Here is a 16,576-nt window from a genome sequence, read left to right on the forward strand (position 1 = left end):
TGTTCCTGATGGGTCAAGCTTTGTTGGGTGTCGTCAGCAGCATGGCATCGCCATAGCTGAAGAAGCGGTATTCGTTGGCGATGGCGTGCGCATAGGCGGCACGGATTTCGTCGTAGCCGGCAAAGGCCGACACCAGCATCAGGAGCGTCGACTTGGGCAGGTGGAAGTTGGTGATCAGGCGCGTGACGGTCTTGAACAGGTAGCCCGGCGTGATGAACAGCGCCGTGTCGGCACTGCCGGCCACCAGCTCGCCCGACTGCGACGCCGATTCCAGCGCGCGCAGGCTCGTCGTGCCGACGGCAATGACGTCGCGCCCGGCCGCACGCGCAGCCCTGGCCGCATCGACGGTCTCCTGGGGCATCGTGTACCACTCCGTGTGCATCTTGTGTTCGGCCAGGTTCTCCGTGCGCACGGGCTGGAACGTGCCGGCGCCCACGTGCAGGGTGACGTAGGCGAAGTTGACGCCCTTGTCCTTGAGCTTTTGCAGCAGCGCTTCGTCGAAGTGCAGGCCGGCCGTGGGCGCGGCCACTGCGCCGGGCACCTTGTTGAAGACGGTCTGGTAGCGCGTCTCGTCGAATTCGCCGGGCGCGTGTTCGATATACGGCGGCAGCGGCAGGCGGCCGTATTGCTCGATCAGGTCGAACACGTCGGCCTCGAACTTCAATGTGAAGAACTCGCCGGCGCGCTCGCCGACGGTGACGTCGAACGCTTCGGCCAGTCGGATCTTGACGCCGGGGCCAGGCGACTTCGATGCGCGCACCTGCGCCAGCACCGTGCGGGTGTCCAGCACACGCTCGACCAGCACCTCGACCTTGCCGCCGCTGTCCTTGACGCCGAAGAAGCGCGCCTTCAAAACACGGGTGTCGTTCATGACGAGCAGGTCGCCCGGCTGCAGCAGTTCCAGGATATCGGTGAACTGGCGGTCGACCAGGCGCGCGCCGTCCACGTGCAGCAGGCGCGAGGCACTGCGGTCCGGCAGAGGAAATTGAGCAATTCGCTCGGGCGGCAAGTTAAAATCGAAGTCGGATAACGAATACATGTCGTGATAGCAGGCGGGGCATCTGAAAACCAAAGGGCAACCCTCTATTTTACGCTACTGCCCAAAAATCGCGCAAAAATGGCTGAAACGAAGCAAAGCAAGCCCGCAGTGAAGAAACCCGCGGCAACGGCCGAAAGCAAACTGGCACGGCTCGGCCTGCGGTCCGACATGGACCTGGTGCTGCACCTGCCGATGCGCTACGAAGACGAAACGGAAGTGATCGCGATCCGCGAAGCCAGCCTGCGCGGCGGCTACACGTCGCAGGTCGAAGGCATCGTCACGTCCAACGAGATCACCTATAAACCGCGGCGCCAGCTGATCGTTTATATCGCCGACGAGACGGGCAACCTGCAGCTGCGCTTCATGAATTTCTACGGCAGCCAGGTAAAACAGCTGGCCGAGGGCACGCGCGTGCGGGCGCGCGGCGAACTGAAACACGGTTTCTTCGGCGCCGAGATGGTCCACCCCACGTACAAGGTGATCAACGAAGGCGCGCCGCTGCCGACGTCGCTCACGCCCGTCTACCACTCCGGCGAAGGGCTGTCGCAGACGATTCTGCGGCGCGCCATCGCCGAGGCGATGAAGCGGGTCGACTGGACCGATACCCTGCCGGCCGAGCTGCGCGAGCGCCTGCACCTGCAGCCGTTCGAGGCGTCGATCCGGCTGCTGCACTATCCGCCCCAGCAGATCGACGAACACGCGCTGGAAGACCGCAGCCATCCCGCCTGGACGCGCATGAAGTTCGACGAGCTGCTGGCCCAGCAACTGTCGCTGAAACGCGCGCAGCAGTCACGCCGCCTGAAAGGCGCGGCGCCGCTGACGGCCATCGGTTCGCTGTCCACGGCGTTCCAGGCGCAATTGCCGTTCCAGCTGACAGCCGCGCAAGCGCGGGTGCTGACGGAAATCCGCGTTGACCTGCGCCAGCCGTATCCGATGCAGCGGCTGCTGCAGGGCGACGTCGGCAGCGGCAAGACGGTCGTGGCGGCACTGGCCGCGGCGCAGGCCATCGACAGCGGCTTCCAGGCCGCGCTGATGGCGCCCACGGAAATCCTGGCGGAACAGCACTTCCGCAAGATCGCCGCGTGGATGGAGCCGCTCGGTGTGGAAGTGGCGTGGCTGACGGGCAGCCTGAAAAAGAAGGACAAGCAGGCGGCCGTGGAACGGGTCGAGTCGGGCGCGGCGCGCCTCGTCATCGGCACGCATGCGCTGATCCAGGACACGGTGCAGTTCGACCGCCTGGGCCTCGTCATCGTCGACGAGCAGCACCGCTTCGGCGTCGGCCAGCGCCTCACCCTGCGCAACAAGGGTGCCGAAGGCTTGGTGCCGCACCAGCTGATGATGTCGGCCACGCCGATTCCGCGCACGCTGGCGATGACGTACTACGCCGACCTGGAAGTCTCCGTCATCGACGAGCTGCCGCCAGGCCGCACGCCGATCGTCACGCGCGTCATCGACCAGAACCGGCGCGACGAGGTCATCGAGCGTGTCCACGCGGCGGCACTCGAAGGCCGCCAGGCCTATTGGGTGTGTCCACTGATCGAGGAGTCGGAAGCGCTGCAACTGCAGACGGCAACGGAGACGTACGAAACGCTGGCCGCCGCGCTGCCCGATTTGCGGGTGGGCCTCGTGCACGGACGCCTGAAGCCGGCGGAGAAGCAGGCCATCATGGACGCGTTCACGGCCGCCGAGGTGCACGTGCTGGTGGCCACCACTGTCATCGAAGTGGGCGTGGACGTGCCCAATGCGTCGCTGATGGTGATCGAGCATGCGGAGCGCTTCGGTTTGTCGCAATTGCACCAGTTGCGCGGGCGCGTGGGCCGGGGTTCTGCGGCCAGCGTCTGCCTGCTGCTGTACCAAAGCCCGCTGGGGCCAATCGCCAAGCAGCGCCTGATGACGATGCGCGAAACAACGGACGGCTTCGAGATCGCCCGCCGCGACCTGGAGATCCGCGGCCCCGGCGAGTTCCTCGGCGCGCGCCAGTCCGGCCAGGCGATGCTGCGCTTTGCCGACCTGGAAACGGATGCCTGGCTGGTCGACAAGGCAAGGGATGTCGCCCACGCACTGCTGCATGACGAACTGCCCGGCAGCGCCGCCATCGTGGCGGCGCATCTGGAGCGCTGGCTGGGCGGGCGCGAGGAATTCCTGAAGGTGTGAAGCTTGATGCGACAAATGTCGCATGCAGGTATTGCGATCATGCGACAAGTGTCGTACGATTACGGCAACCGTCACAAGGAGGCCGCATGTCCATTCCGTCCGTCACCGAACTCACGCTGCTGAAAAGCCTGTGGAAGCAGCAGCCGCTGGCCGCCCGCGAACTGCACGACCTGGTGGAGCCCGAGTTGCGCTGGTCCTACTCCTCCACGCGCAAGACACTTGACCGCATGCTCGAGAAGGGCATGGTTGCAGTGCAGGTCGTGCATGGCGTGAACGTCTACAGCGCCACGCTGGACAAGGTCGAGACACTGGCTGCGTTCGCGCACGACTTCGGCCGCCGTGTCATGGAGATGGACGCGCCGCTGCCTGTCAATATGTTCACGGGTTCGAAGCTCGTCAATGACTCCGAACTGGCAGAGCTGGAGCAGCTGCTGCACGACTGGCCTGCCGACAAGGAGTGACCGTGAACAGCATTCCTCTCGTGTTTCTGCAGGCGAGCGTCAGTGCGCTGGTCACCTCCACCGTTGCGTGGGCCGCACTGCGCCTCGCACAGCGGCGCTGGCCGTCGCTGGCTGCACGACGTACACCATGGCTGCTGGCACTGCTGGCCGGTGCGATCACGCTGGTGCTGGTCATGCTGCCCGTCACGCCACGCTACAGCGTCCTGCCAGCGGCCATGACGGCGGCCGGCGCGGCTGCGCCCGCGGCAGCGTCGCAGCCGGCCGATGTCGGCAACGGCAGCGACGACCTGGAAGACGGCACCATCCTGCCGCTGTTTGGCTGGCTCTGGCTGACGTGCTATCTGGCAGGCGCCACCTGGAACGGGGTCCGTTGGCTGCGGGCGCACCGCGCCGTGCATCGCCTGCTGCACGCGGCGGAACGGCTGGACGATGGCGCATTGTCCACACACGCCGCGCTGGCCGGACAGGCTTTCCTGCCGCCCGTGCTGGAGGTCGATGCGCCGATCGCACCGATGCTGACAGGTCTGCGCCGCCCCGCGCTGCTGTTGCCTCGTCAGCTGCGCGAGTTCGCAGTGGAGCAGCAGCGCCTTATCGTCGCCCATGAACTGGCACACCTGCAGCGAGGCGACCACCTGTCGCAGCATGCCGGCGTGCTGCTGCAGACACTGTTGTGGTTCATTCCGGCCGCGCACGCATTGCGCGAGCGGCTTCAATGGGCCCAGGAACTGGGCTGCGATCGCGCCGTGCTGTCCGATCAGCCGGCCAGCGTACGGCGCAGCTATGCGCAGGCCCTGCTGGCCCAGCTGAACGCACGGAACCTGGCAGCGCCGCTGACGGCGCTGCAGTTCGGCGCCCGTGGCCGGCACAAGACGGCGATGGCCGACCGCATTCATCTGATCCGCGATGCCGTACCCGCGGCGCCCGCACCGTGGGCCGGCGCCGTCGCCATCCTCCTGCTGCCGGCATTGTGCGGTGCCAGCGTGCTGCTGCAACCGCGCCCGGCATGGCGCGATGACGCCGCGGTGCCGGCCGCGCCCTCCGCCAGCGTCGCTGCCAAGACGCCCCGCGGCCACTGGCAGGCCCCGCTGGCGCAGGTACGCGTCACGAGTGCCTTCGGTTCCACCAACCGCCCCAGCGGCAAGCCGCACGCCGGCATCGACCTGGGAGCCAGGCGCGGCACTGTCGTCATGGCGCCTGCCGACGGCCGCGTGGTCGTCTCCACCGACAACTACGAAGCCGGCTGGCGCTATGGCAAGGTGATCGTCATCGAGCACGGTAACGGCCTGCGCACGTTATACGCCCACCTCGACAGCCGCAATGTCGGCGTGGGTGACAGCGTCCGCGCGGGCCAGGAAATCGCGCTGTCCGGCGCCAGCGGCAAGGTGACGGGCCCGCACCTGCATTTCGAGGTGCAGCGCGGCGGCGCCCAGATCGATCCGGCGGACATGCTGGGCACTGCCCTGCTTCGCGCACCCGTCGCGCCACACTGATTCCGCGCCGCCCAAGGCGGCATTCCCCCTGTTCTGTCTGTCCACCGCTTCCGGGCGGTGCGGCCTGACTCACCCATCGAAAAGGACATGATGCGCTTAATGGCTCAGGGCAAATGTTGCCTCGTACTGGTCGCCGCATGCACGACGGCCCTCGCCGCACCGGCAACGGTCGAAATCAAGGGCGCCCGTTATGACCAGCGCCGCGACGACACGGCCAGCACCGTCGTGCTGGGCCGCACCCAGCTGGCATCGGATGGCGACCGTACGCTGGCCGAAGCGCTGCAGCGACTTCCCGGCATCACTGTCGACGTGACGGGTAAAGGCGCCGAGGTGCGCATGCGCGGTCTGGGCAACGGCTACACGCAGATTCTGCTAGACGGGGTGGCTGCCCCGGCGGGCTTTTCCATCGACACGCTGGCGCCGGAACTGGTGGAACGGGTCGAGATCGTGCGCACGGCGTCGGCCGAGCTGGGAACGCAGTCCATCGCCGGCACGGTCAACATCGTGCTGCGCAAATCGGTGGCCAAAGCCGCCGGCGAATATGCCGCCGGCACCGAACGGGTGGCCGGCCAGGATGCACCGCGCGTCAGCGCGCAGTGGTCCGGCAAGGCCGGCGCCCTGGCATGGCTGGCTGGATTGAACGCCACGCGCACCGTGCTGCACGAACCGCAACGGCAGCGCGAGCGGACAAACGCGGGCACCCGCACGACAACGTTCGATTTCCTGAACGTCGCCGACAGCGTGACGCTGGCACCGCGGCTGGTATGGAAGCCGACGGAGGCGGACAGCGTCACGTGGCAAGGCTTTGCCGGCACGACGCATCGGCGCATCACCGGTACCGGGCAGGCACAAGGACTGCCCGGCGAGTTCGCGCGCCAGGACAGCCAGTTCCGCGCGCGTGCACCGCTGTTGCGCAGCGACCTTACCTGGCTGCACCGGACTGCGGTCGGTGCTGCGCTGGAGCTGATGGCGGGCATCAGCTCCAGCCCGCGCGTCACCGACTACGATTTTCAGGGCCGTACCGACGCCGATGCGACGCCGACGTCGCGGCATGTGCAAGCCGACATCGGCGACGACGTGCTGCTGTCGAAAGGCCGCTACGGTGCCCCGGTCGACGGCTCTCACACGACCGTGACGGGCTGGGACATCAGCCGCGGCAAACGCTCGCAAACGCGCATCGAACAGGAGCATGGGCCCGACGGTTCACTCAACTTCACGCTGGACCAGCGCTATCGCGCCCGCATCGATCGCACCGCCATGTATCTTCAGGATGACTGGAGCAACGGTCCCTGGTCGCTGTCGGCCGGGTTGCGGCATGAGACGCTGACGACGACGATCGGTGCCACGCGCCAGCGCAGCCGGCTGTGGAGCCCGGTGCTGCAGGGAGCGTGGAAAATGACGCCCGCCACCTCGCTGCGCGCCGGGTTAAGCCGCACGTACCGGCCGCCAACGATGGTCGACCTGATCCCGCGCCGCTATACGGCCGACAACAACAACAGCGCGACCAACCCCGACACGGAGGGTAATCCCGGCTTGCGCCCGGAAACGGCGTGGGGAGTCGATGCGGGCGTTGACCGCTATCTGGGCGGCGGTGGACTGCTGGGTGCCAGCATCTACATCCGCCATATCGACGACGTCATCTTGCAGCAGCTGTTCCAGGATGGGCCCCGCTGGATTTCCCGGCCATTCAACGGGGGCCGGGCCACCATGCAGGGCATCAGCCTGGAAGCAAAACTGGCGGTCACCCCAGCGCTGACAATGCGCGGCAACGTGACGCGCAACTGGTCGCGCGCGGCCGCCGTACCCGGGCCCGCCAACCGACTGGAGCGCCAATTGCCCGTCAGCGGGTCGCTGAGCGTGGATTACCGCGCCGGTACCGTGACACTGGGCACGAACTTCGGTTACCAGGGCAGTGCCTTCGTCCGCACGTCAACGGCGCGGACATCGGTCACGGCACCGCTGCGAAAGCTGGACGCGCATGCGACATGGCAGATGGATGCGCGGCGGCGACTGCGCGTCGAGGCCGTGAACATGCTTCATCGTGACAGCCTGGCAGCGCAGCGGTACGATGCGGGCGCCGACGACTGGCGCGATAGCGCGACAACGACACGCACGCACAGGGCCCTGCGGGTCACGCTCGAAATCCGGCAGTGAACCATACTGTCCACACTACTTGCCAGGAAAATCAATGATCGGCTCACAACGCAATCCCCACATCGACGTCCTGCGCGGCGCCGCCATCGCCATCGTGCTGGTGCTGCATTTCGCCCTGGCCTACGGCCTGAAGGACAGTCCGCTGGGCACCCTGTTCGGGCCTGCCTTCGTCAATGCAGTCGCCCTGAACGGCAACTTCGGCGTGACGGTGTTTTTCGTCATTTCCGGCTACCTGATCACGGACAATTCGCTACGGAGGTGGGGCAGCCTGGCACGGATCGACGCCCGCGCCTTTTACCTCGCGCGAGCGCGCCGCATTCTGCCGCCGTTGCTGCTGGCGCTGGGAATCATCACAGTGCTGGGCAGCGTCGGCGTGCCGTACTTCGACAATGCCGACGGCGACCGGCTGCTGCCGGCGTCGTTTTTCGTGCCGGCAGTGGGATCGGTGCTGACCTTCTGGCACAACGTGCTGATGCAGTCTGCCGGATATTTCAACTACTGCCTGAACATTTACTGGTCGCTGTCGGTGGAGGAGATGTTTTATCTGCTGCTGCCGCTGGCCGGGCTGCTGCTGCGCCGCACGTGGCCGATCGTGCTGCTGTGCGTGGCCGCCATCGTCATCGGTCCGGTGTATCGGGCCCACCACGCGGACAACGAGCTGTTTTACATGTACGGCTACCTGGCCTGCTTCGATGCCATCGCGCTGGGCTGCCTGACGGCGCTGCTGGCCGAGCGGCGCGCGGCACCGCTGCCATATGCACGTCCGCTGCGCTGGCTGGCCGGCGCGCTGCTGGTGGCGGTGTACCTGCGTGGTATCGGTGGTCATGAAGTGTTTGGCTTTACCTGGATCGCGCTAAGCGCGGCCGTCATCCTGCTGACAGCGCACGGGCAGGTAAACGGCGGGGTGGCGGGCAGTCGTACTCTGGCGCCGCTGCGCTGGATGGGACGCCTCAGCTACGAGCTGTACCTCTTCCACATCATCGTGCTGGCCCTGCTGCGCAACCTGTTCGATCAGCCGGATGTCGGCTATGCCACCCGGCTGCCGCTGCTTGTCCTGTTCATCGCACTCAGTGCGCTGCTGGCATATGGCGTGCAGCGCGCGCTGCAGTCGCTCAGAAACAGAGATAAATCCGGTTTGCCAAGTCCAGCATGAAGGCCGGCCGCAGGTAGGCGGCAAAGCACAGCGCCAGCACGGCCGCCCCGACGACCCAGGCCACCATGCGCTTCAGCCGCGGCGCCATGTCACGCCGCCTTCAGCGCGGTGCGCACCAGCGGCCGTTCGTCCACCGGCAGATTGGCGAGGGCTGCCAGCAGGCCAAGGCCGATGGATATGCCCCACACCATGTCGTAACTGCCGTTCGCATCGAACAGGTAGCCGCCCAGCCAGACGCCCAGGAAGCTGCCCACCTGATGCGACAGGAATACGACGCCGGCCAGCATCGACATGTGCGACAGCCCGAACACGCCGGCGATGATGCCGTTCGTCAGCGGCACCGTCGACAACCACAGCACGCCCATCGCGGCGGCAAAGCAGTAGACGGAGAATGGCGACAGGGGCGCGAACAGGAACAGCGCGATCACGGCGGAGCGGGCGAAGTAGATGGCCGACAGCAGGTAGCGCTTGGGCATGCGGCCGCCCAGCTGCCCCGCCAGGTATGAACCAAAGATGTTGAACAGGCCAATCAGCGCCAGCGCCGTGCCGGCCACGTGGGGATCGAGCACGCCCTTGTCCTTCAGGTAGGCCGGCAGGTGCACGCCGATGAACACGAGCTGGAAGCCGCAGACGAAGTAGCCGGCGACGAGCAGCAGGAACGAGCGGTTGCCGACCGCCTCGCCCATCGCCTCGCGGATGCTCTGGTGATGGCCTTCGGCCTTCTTGTGCGCCGGTTCGCGCAGGCGGAACGACATCGGCACCATCAGGAACACGACCAGCGCGGCCAGGAGATAAAGCGCGTTTTGCCAGCCGACGGAGCCGATCAGGGACTGCTCGACGGGCATCAGCATGAACTGGCCGAACGAGCTGGCCGCGCCGGAGATACCGAACGCCCACGAGCGCCGCTCCGGCGGCGCCGCACGGCCGATGATGCCGCTGACGGCGCCGAACGCCGTGCAGGCCAGCGCCAGGCCGATCAGCACACCGGAACCCAGCACGAACAATGTCGGCTGCGCGACGACGGCCATCCAGATCAGGCCCGCCATGTAGGCAAACGCGCCGACCAGCACCACGCGCATCGTGCCGTAGCGGTCGGCCACCATGCCGGCAAAGGGACCGAATACGCCCCACATCAGGTTCTGCAGCGCCATCGCCAGCGAATAGGTTTCGCGGCTCCAGCCGTTCGATTGCGAGATCGGCTGCATCCACATGCCGAAGCCGTGACGGACACCCATCGCCAAGGTCAGGATGACGCCCGTGGCGATCAGGACGGTTTTGAGGTCGGGGGCGCGCTGGCTGGTGAACATGGAAAAGTTGCTCCGGTCGGGGGTTCTAGTCTACCGGAAAAAAAGCCGACATATTGATTGCCCTCTTGGCAATTTCGGTAATAAAACGCATACAAATAATAAAAATTTACAAATTAAAACTTTAGGGGTGTACATGAAAATTATTACTCTTGGCCTGGCGGCGATGCTGGCCTTTTCGGCGGCGCAGGTGCAGGCAGCAGGGCCGGTCACGTTCACCATCACGGCGGAATCGGGCGCAGGCGCACTTACCCCAACCTATTCAAATACTAATTCCTTGTTCAGCGGTAGCGAGAAGCTCAATGTGCAGACCGTCCTGCGCGATGAGTCGTACATCAGCGGCAGTTACCGCTACGTCTATCACTACGCCGATTCGACGTACGATCAGCAAGGCGGCTACCAGGACTCGACCCACTGGTCAGTCTACAAGGCAGACGTCGCGCAGGCACCGGACTATATCTATTTCAAGGCAAGTGCAGAAATCAGTCCAGACGCCGATCAGACCGTTCCGATGACGGTCAAGTTGTACTCCACCGCCGGGGGCACTTACTCCAGCGTTACCGATCCGCGCTTCCCCAATGTGAATCTGTTGCCCGCCTCCGCTACCGTTGCGGTTGCCAACAGCCACAATGCGGCCGACCTGACGACCGCGCCTTATAGCTACACCTGGTTCAACGCGGATGGCACGTTTGACGTTTCGAACTTTGCGGATATAGTCGTGCCGGCAGGGGGCACTGCCGACATGGCTGTCCTGTTCTATCTTCCGGCCCAGCTGCACGCCACGTCGTATTCCTTCGACTTGACCGGTCCTCTCTACAATGAAGGCCTGCACCACTTTTCCGAAACCAATTATCTGGGCTATGAAATCCTGCCCGTCCCGGAACCCTCGACCTGGGCCATGCTGCTGGCCGGCGTCGGCATCGTGGGTGTAGCCCGCCGCCGCAAGACCGCCGCGTAAGCGCAAGCGGTAAAACAAAGGGGACAGCCAGCTGTCCCCTTTTTCATTTACGCGGCCCGGTCGGCGTCATACACGACGCCGATCTGCTTCCTCATCTCGTCCAGCACGCCCATCAGCGCCAGCGTTTCATCCAGCGGCATCACGGGGCTCTCCAGCAATCCCTCGCGCAGGCAGCGATTCACCTCGATGATCTCGTGCGCGTAGCCGTTGCCGATGCGTGGCTTGTTGACCGTGCGGCGGCTGCCGTCGTTCAGTTCCACCGTCAAGTCTTCGGTATTGTGAAAGCGGTTGTGCATCCGGATGAACCCCTCGCTGCCGCAAATCGTGCATTCGACCGGCGTACGCGCCAGCAGGCTGCTGCTGCACGACGACAGGCCGCCGTTTTCATGCGTCAGTACGAAGCAGGCCTGCACGTCCACGCCGGTCGGGCCGATCTGGCCGCTGGCTTTCACCGACTGCACGGGGCCCAGGAAGTAGGCCGCGATCGACAGCGGATAGATGCCCAGGTCCAGCAGCGAGCCGCCGCCCAGCGCCGGATTGAACAGGCGGTGTTCGGGGCCGGCGTCGGAATAGAAGCCCAGGTCCGCCTGGATCGTGGCGACCGTGCCGATTTCGCCGCTGGCAATGATGCGCTTCGCTTCCAGCATCGACGGGTGGAAGCGCGTCCACATCGCCTCCATCGCAAACAGTTTTTTGGCACGCGCCAGCGCGACGATTTCCTCGGCCTCGCGGCGGTTCACCGTAAATGCCTTTTCGACGAGGATGGCCTTGCCCGCGTTCAGGCACATCAGCGCGTTCTCGTGGTGCATCGGGTGCGGCGTGGCGATGTAGATGGCGTCCACGTCCGGGTCGTCCGCCAGGGCCTGATAGCTGCCGTGGCTTTTCGTCAACTCGTGCGAACCGTACTCCGTCGCAAACGCGGTAGCGCTATCAACGCTGCGCGATGCCACAGCCGCGAGCACGGCGTCCGGCGTGTCCTTCAACGCCGTGGCAAAAGCCTTGGCGATCCTGCCCGTGCCGAGGATGCCCCAGCGGATGGTCCGTACCTGCGTGGTGCCTTGTGCTGTCATGCTTTCTCCCTGGTTGACGCATTCCGTTTCGGACGGAATACGGTGGTGTCGTCATAAAACGCGTCGTCCTGCGCCTGCCACCAGCCGGGGATTCCCAGCACGGGCAAGGGCGTGAAGCCGGCGTTGCTCAAGCCTTCCTGTTGCAACCGATGTGCCACCTGCGTGTCGATCCACGCGTGGCGCTCCGCTACGGAGAGCGTGAAATACGCCGGCGGTGCCGTGACGATGCGCGTGTGTGCCGTGATGGCCTTGTACGGCGCGACCAGCTTTTCCATCAGCGCGTGGCCGAACAGCCAGACCTCGGCGACAGTGCCGAACATCGGGGCCAGCTCGACGAACGCCGTGCGCCATTGATGATTGCGCAGCGCGTCCACCAGCGCCGCGCCCTCTTCCCCCTCGCACACGATCAGCAACGCTGCGTTCTCGTCGAAGATCGTGGCCGCATCGCGCGCCGGGCCGCGCGACTTGCCGATGCCGTCGCGCGCGATCTGGGCCGCCTGCAGCGCGTTCAGTTCACGCTTGATCGACGGGAACGTCAGCCAGACCAGCCCATTGAAAAAGTCATGCAGATTGTCGCGCGTGGGCACGCCGCCGGTGGCGCCGATGAATTCCTCGTAGGCCGTCCCTTCCGGCAGCGTCGCCTGCGGTACGAAATGCAGCGGCAGGCCGCAATGATTGACCAGCCCCAGCGCCGCCGCATGGGCATTGAATGCAGGGATCACGTCGGCACCATGCCGGGCAGCCAACGCCGCAGCGGCGCGTACCGACGCATACCAGGGCTGCGGCCAGTCGATTCCGTCAAACACTTGGCACTTACACCATTTTCCAGTTGATGGTTTCGCCCGCGTTCAGCGGCACCAGCTCCTGCTCGCCGAACGGCAGCGTTTGCGGCAGCGTCCACTGCTCGCGCTTCAACGTGATCGTGCCGGCGTTCGGCGCCAGGCCGTAGAACGTCGGGCCGTTCAGGCTGGCGAAGGCTTCCAGCTTGTCCAGCGCGCCGGCACGTTCGAACGCTTCGGCATACAGCTCCATCGCGTGCAGCGCCGTGTAGCAGCCGGCGCAGCCGCAGGCCGCTTCCTTGGCGCCCTGCGCGTGCGGCGCCGAGTCGGTGCCGAGGAAGAAGCGCTCGTCCCCGCTGGTGGCCGCCGTCACGAGCGCCAGGCGATGTTCTTCGCGCTTGAGCACCGGCAGGCAGTAGTAATGCGGACGGATGCCGCCCTTGAAAATCTCGTTGCGGTTGTACAGCAGGTGGTGCGCCGTGATCGTGGCGCCAATCGGACCTTCCGCTTCGGCCACGTACTGGGCCGCGTCCTTGGTGGTGATGTGTTCGAAGACGATGTTCAGCGCCGGGAAGTTCTTGCGCAGCGGGCGCATGATGCGCTCGATGAAGACGGCTTCGCGGTCGAACAGGTCGACGTCCGGATCGGTCACTTCGCCGTGCACGAGGAATGGCAGGCCCACTTCCTGCATCGTTTCCAGCACCGGGTAGCAGTTGATCAGGTCCGTCACGCCGGCGTCGGAATTGGTCGTGGCGCCAGCCGGGTACAGCTTCACCGCATGGATGAAGTCCGACTCCGCGGCGCGGCGGATCTCGTCGGACGTCGTGTTATTGGTCAGATACAGCGTCATCAAAGGCTCGAACGCCAGATCGGACGGCAGCGCGGCCAGGATGCGGTCGCGGTACGCGGCGGCCTGCGCCACCGTCGTGACGGGCGGCTTCAGGTTCGGCATGACGATGGCGCGGCCGAACTGGCGCGCGCTGTGCGGCAGCACGGCCGCCATCGTGGCGCCATCGCGCAGGTGCAGGTGCCAGTCGTCCGGACGGACGATGGTGATGGACGATGGGGTGGAAAATTGGGCGTCGGACGTGGTCATGGCAGCTCTCGGAAAACGGATGCGACATTTTACCCTCAGCGCCCCTCCTCCCCGGCGCAGCCCAGCGCAATCTCAGCGCAAAATACGCGCCAAAAACTCGCCGGCCCGGCCGGAGCGGGGCGCGCCGAAGAATTCATCCTTGCTGCAATCGTCCAGGATGCGGCCGGCATCCATGAACACGACGCGGTTCGCCACCCGCCGCGCGAAGCCCATCTCGTGGGTCACGACCATCATCGTCATGCCGTCCTGGGCCAGGCCCGTCATCACATCCAGCACTTCGTTGATCGTTTCCGGGTCGAGCGCGGACGTGGGCTCGTCGAACAGCATGGCGATCGGGTCCATCGCCAGCGCCCGCGCAATGGCCACGCGCTGCTGCTGGCCGCCGGACAGCTGGTGCGGGTGCTTGTCCTGCTGCGCCAAGAGGCCGACGCGGTCCAGGTAGTGCAGCCCGCGTGCCTCGGCCTCGTCGCGCGATCGCTTCAGCACTTTGACCTGCGCCAGCGCCAGGTTGGCGCGCACGGACAGATGCGGGAACAGCTCGAAATTCTGGAAGACCATGCCGATGCGGGCGCGCAGCGCCGTCAGGTCGGTACCGGGCGCGCCGACGGACGTGCCGTCCACAACGATCTCGCCCCGCTGAAATGATTCCAGGCCGTTGACGGTCTTGATCAGCGTCGACTTGCCGGAGCCGGACGGACCGCAGATCACCATTACGTCGCCCTTGTCGACCCGGGTAGTGCAGTCGGCGAGAACCTGGAATGTGCCGTACCACTTGCTGACGTCGTTCAGTTCGATCATTAATGTCGGATGCGGGTGGATGGCTGTGGACGCCTGCCCACAGTCGCTTGACAGTGCCCTGAGCCACAAGGATACTGCGGGACTTATTTATTAAATTGCCTTATCTTTTAGCAACGATCCGAACGAGAGCGTGCGAAGATACCAGCAAAAAAACCTCGGAAAACCGCTGGCGGCGGCCTTCCGGCCTGGCCAGCATCGCTGCACGGAAGTACAGCACGGACGGACAACGATGCGCGCAGGCCGGAGTCATGGCTTGCAGCAGGTTGGCGAGGTTTTTTAGCATTTTAGCGGCAAACCCGGCCACGCCGCCCACCCGGCAGCGCGCGCCCTACCAGGGAGATTACTATGGACGACCAGAACCATGGACATTAAGAACCACACGGACCACGCCGTCGATGCGGCGCCGGAGAAGAAAAGCCGCCTGACCACCTATATCCTCGTGGCGCTGGCGCTCGGCATCCTGGCGGGCTACCTGCTCAACATGTCGATGGAAACACCGGCAAAGTATTCCGACACGATGTCGCTGATCACGACACTGTTCCTCCGCCTGATCAAGATGATCATCGCACCGCTGGTGTTCTCCACGCTGGTCGTCGGTATCGCCCGCATGGGCGACGCGGGCGAGGTGGGCCGCATCGGCCTTAAAACGCTGGGCTGGTTCTTCATCGCATCGGTGATGTCCCTGGCGCTGGGCCTCGTGCTCGTCAACATCTTCCGCCCAGGCGACGCCCTGACCGGCACGCTGGCGGCGACTGGCCCGGCCGCGAACCTCGCCACCAGCAGCCTGACGTTGAAAGACTTCATCACGCACCTGGTCCCGTCGTCGATCGTGGATGGCATGGCGAAAAACGAGATCCTGCAGATCGTCGTGTTCTCGCTGTTCTTCGGCCTGGCCGCTGCCGCCGTCGGCAAGAAAGCCGATCCGCTGATCGAATCGATCGACGGCATCGCCCACATCATGCTGAAAGTAACGCATTATGTGATGCAGTTCGCGCCCGTGGCCGTGTTTGCAGCCGTCTCCGGCATCATCGCCAAGGAAGGTCTGGGCGTGCTGAAGACCTACGGCGTGTTCATGGCGGAGTTCTACCTGGGCATCGCTATCCTGTGGGGGCTGCTGATCGCTGCCGGCTTCATTTTCCTGGGCAAGCGCATCTTCGATCTGCTGACGGAAGTGCGCGGCCCGACGCTGCTGGCCTTCTCCACCGCGTCGTCCGAAGCGGCGTTCCCGAAAACGCTGGAAGGCCTGGAACGCTTCGGCGTGCGTAACCGCATTGCGGCGTTCGTGCTGCCGATCGGCTATTCGTTCAACCTCGATGGCTCGATGATGTATTGCACGTTCGCCGCCGTCTTCATCGCGCAAGCTTACGGTATCGAGCTCTCGCTTGGTACCCAGATGACGATGATGGCCGTGCTGATGCTCACATCGAAAGGCATGGCCGGCGTGCCGCGCGCCTCCCTGGTGGTCATTGCCGCCACGCTGTCGCAGTTCAATATCCCCGAGGCAGGCCTGGTGCTGCTGCTTAGCATCGACCACTTCCTCGACATGGCCCGCTCGGCCACCAACGTGATCGGCAACAGCATCGCCACCGCCGTCGTGGCGAAATGGGAAGGCGAGCTGACGACACCGACGAAGAAGGACCTGGCAACAGCGCCGCTGCCCTGAGCGGGCGCGCTGCAGCAACAACAAAGCCGGGCTGCATGCCCGGCTTTTTTCTGGCGCGTTGCGGACGGGCGTTCATGCGCCACGGAGCAAGCGCCGATGGTCGCCCAACCGCGACCACTCCGCCAGCCATGCCCCCGGCATCATCAGCAACAAGCCGCACGCGAGCATCACCACCAGCATCGGCTCCGGAACGGGCGGCAATGGCGCCGCCAGTACGACCGGATGGGATTCGGTCAGGCCGGTTTCATCGTCAGGCAGATCGAGGGATGGCAGGGTGTCCGCCACCGGCTGGGCCGGCACGGCCAGAGTCCCGGTCGGATAGTCTCCCAGCCAGATCGCCGCGGCTGCCGGCACGCTGGCCGACAGCAGCAGCCCGGCAAGACAACAGAGCAGCAAGGATTTCACGACAACCTCCGGCAGATACCGTGCGACGCGCGGTCTGCTCGATTCCACGCAA

The 16,576-nt window shown here is 65.2% G+C and carries 15 protein-coding genes; 7 read left to right on the top strand and 8 right to left on the bottom strand.

Annotation, left to right across the window (positions count from 1 at the left end; all coding sequences use genetic code 11):
* Positions 1 to 13: 13 nt before the first annotated feature.
* On the bottom strand, positions 14 to 1,039 hold the full coding sequence (queA, locus tag E1742_RS14645) for a tRNA preQ1(34) S-adenosylmethionine ribosyltransferase-isomerase QueA (protein WP_134385644.1): 1,026 nt from the start codon (positions 1,037 to 1,039) through the stop codon (positions 14 to 16).
* Between the two features lie 78 nt (positions 1,040 to 1,117).
* Here queA and recG point away from each other — a divergent pair, with 78 nt between their 5' ends.
* The 5 genes from recG (at position 1,118) to E1742_RS14670 (ending at position 8,451) form a co-directional block, all read left to right on the top strand.
* Positions 1,118 to 3,193 carry an ATP-dependent DNA helicase RecG gene (gene recG, locus E1742_RS14650; RefSeq protein ID WP_134385645.1) on the top strand — a complete coding sequence of 692 codons (2,076 nt, stop codon included), beginning with the start codon at positions 1,118 to 1,120 and terminating at the stop codon, positions 3,191 to 3,193.
* A gap of 86 nt (positions 3,194 to 3,279) precedes the next feature.
* Positions 3,280 to 3,654, top strand: coding sequence for a BlaI/MecI/CopY family transcriptional regulator (locus tag E1742_RS14655; RefSeq protein WP_134385646.1), 375 nt, complete (start codon positions 3,280 to 3,282; stop codon positions 3,652 to 3,654).
* Between the two features lie 2 nt (positions 3,655 to 3,656).
* A complete protein-coding gene (locus E1742_RS14660) occupies positions 3,657 to 5,144 on the top strand; it encodes a M23/M56 family metallopeptidase (protein ID WP_134385647.1) in 1,488 nt (495 codons plus the stop codon).
* Positions 5,145 to 5,231: 87 nt separating this feature from the next.
* On the top strand, positions 5,232 to 7,298 hold the full coding sequence (locus E1742_RS14665; RefSeq protein ID WP_134385648.1) for a TonB-dependent receptor plug domain-containing protein: 2,067 nt from the start codon (positions 5,232 to 5,234) through the stop codon (positions 7,296 to 7,298).
* Between the two features lie 34 nt (positions 7,299 to 7,332).
* Positions 7,333 to 8,451 carry an acyltransferase family protein gene (locus E1742_RS14670; RefSeq protein ID WP_134385649.1) on the top strand — a complete coding sequence of 373 codons (1,119 nt, stop codon included), beginning with the start codon at positions 7,333 to 7,335 and terminating at the stop codon, positions 8,449 to 8,451.
* On the opposite strand, the gene E1742_RS27075 is transcribed toward E1742_RS14670, so the two are convergent.
* Both E1742_RS27075 and E1742_RS14675 read right to left on the bottom strand, forming a co-directional pair.
* Positions 8,411 to 8,539 (bottom strand): hypothetical protein, encoded by a 129-nt coding sequence (locus E1742_RS27075; protein ID WP_259772455.1) that lies wholly within the window; start codon positions 8,537 to 8,539, stop codon positions 8,411 to 8,413. The genes E1742_RS14670 and E1742_RS27075 overlap by 41 nt on opposite strands.
* A gap of 1 nt (position 8,540) precedes the next feature.
* Positions 8,541 to 9,758 (bottom strand): MFS transporter, encoded by a 1,218-nt coding sequence (locus tag E1742_RS14675; protein WP_134385650.1) that lies wholly within the window; start codon positions 9,756 to 9,758, stop codon positions 8,541 to 8,543.
* A 133-nt stretch (positions 9,759 to 9,891) separates the two neighbouring features.
* Here E1742_RS14675 and E1742_RS26810 point away from each other — a divergent pair, with 133 nt between their 5' ends.
* Complete coding sequence (locus tag E1742_RS26810) at positions 9,892 to 10,713, top strand: PEPxxWA-CTERM sorting domain-containing protein (RefSeq protein WP_134385651.1); 822 nt, start codon at positions 9,892 to 9,894, stop codon at positions 10,711 to 10,713.
* 47 nt (positions 10,714 to 10,760) lie between these two features.
* On the opposite strand, the gene E1742_RS14685 is transcribed toward E1742_RS26810, so the two are convergent.
* The 4 genes from E1742_RS14685 to E1742_RS14700 form a co-directional block, all read right to left on the bottom strand.
* Complete coding sequence (locus E1742_RS14685; RefSeq protein ID WP_134385652.1) at positions 10,761 to 11,783, bottom strand: Gfo/Idh/MocA family protein; 1,023 nt, start codon at positions 11,781 to 11,783, stop codon at positions 10,761 to 10,763.
* Positions 11,780 to 12,589: a DUF3025 domain-containing protein gene (locus E1742_RS14690; RefSeq protein ID WP_134385653.1), complete on the bottom strand. Its 810-nt coding sequence runs from the start codon at positions 12,587 to 12,589 to the stop codon at positions 11,780 to 11,782. Before E1742_RS14690 ends, E1742_RS14685 begins: the two co-directional genes overlap by 4 nt.
* Positions 12,590 to 12,596: 7 nt before the next feature.
* Positions 12,597 to 13,658: a dihydroorotase gene (pyrC, locus tag E1742_RS14695; RefSeq protein ID WP_134385654.1), complete on the bottom strand. Its 1,062-nt coding sequence runs from the start codon at positions 13,656 to 13,658 to the stop codon at positions 12,597 to 12,599.
* 72 nt (positions 13,659 to 13,730) lie between these two features.
* Positions 13,731 to 14,456, bottom strand: coding sequence for an amino acid ABC transporter ATP-binding protein (locus tag E1742_RS14700; RefSeq protein ID WP_134385655.1), 726 nt, complete (start codon positions 14,454 to 14,456; stop codon positions 13,731 to 13,733).
* A gap of 361 nt (positions 14,457 to 14,817) precedes the next feature.
* On the opposite strand from E1742_RS14700, the gene E1742_RS14705 reads away from it, so the two are divergent.
* Entirely contained in the window at positions 14,818 to 16,119 is a 1,302-nt protein-coding gene (locus E1742_RS14705; RefSeq protein ID WP_134385656.1) for a dicarboxylate/amino acid:cation symporter, read from the top strand.
* A 72-nt stretch (positions 16,120 to 16,191) separates the two neighbouring features.
* On the opposite strand, the gene E1742_RS14710 is transcribed toward E1742_RS14705, so the two are convergent.
* Positions 16,192 to 16,524, bottom strand: coding sequence for a hypothetical protein (locus tag E1742_RS14710; RefSeq protein WP_134385657.1), 333 nt, complete (start codon positions 16,522 to 16,524; stop codon positions 16,192 to 16,194).
* Between the last annotated feature and the right edge of the window lie 52 nt (positions 16,525 to 16,576).

Source organism: Pseudoduganella plicata, from assembly GCF_004421005.1.
In the GTDB taxonomy this organism is placed as follows: domain Bacteria; phylum Pseudomonadota; class Gammaproteobacteria; order Burkholderiales; family Burkholderiaceae_D; genus Rugamonas; species Rugamonas plicata.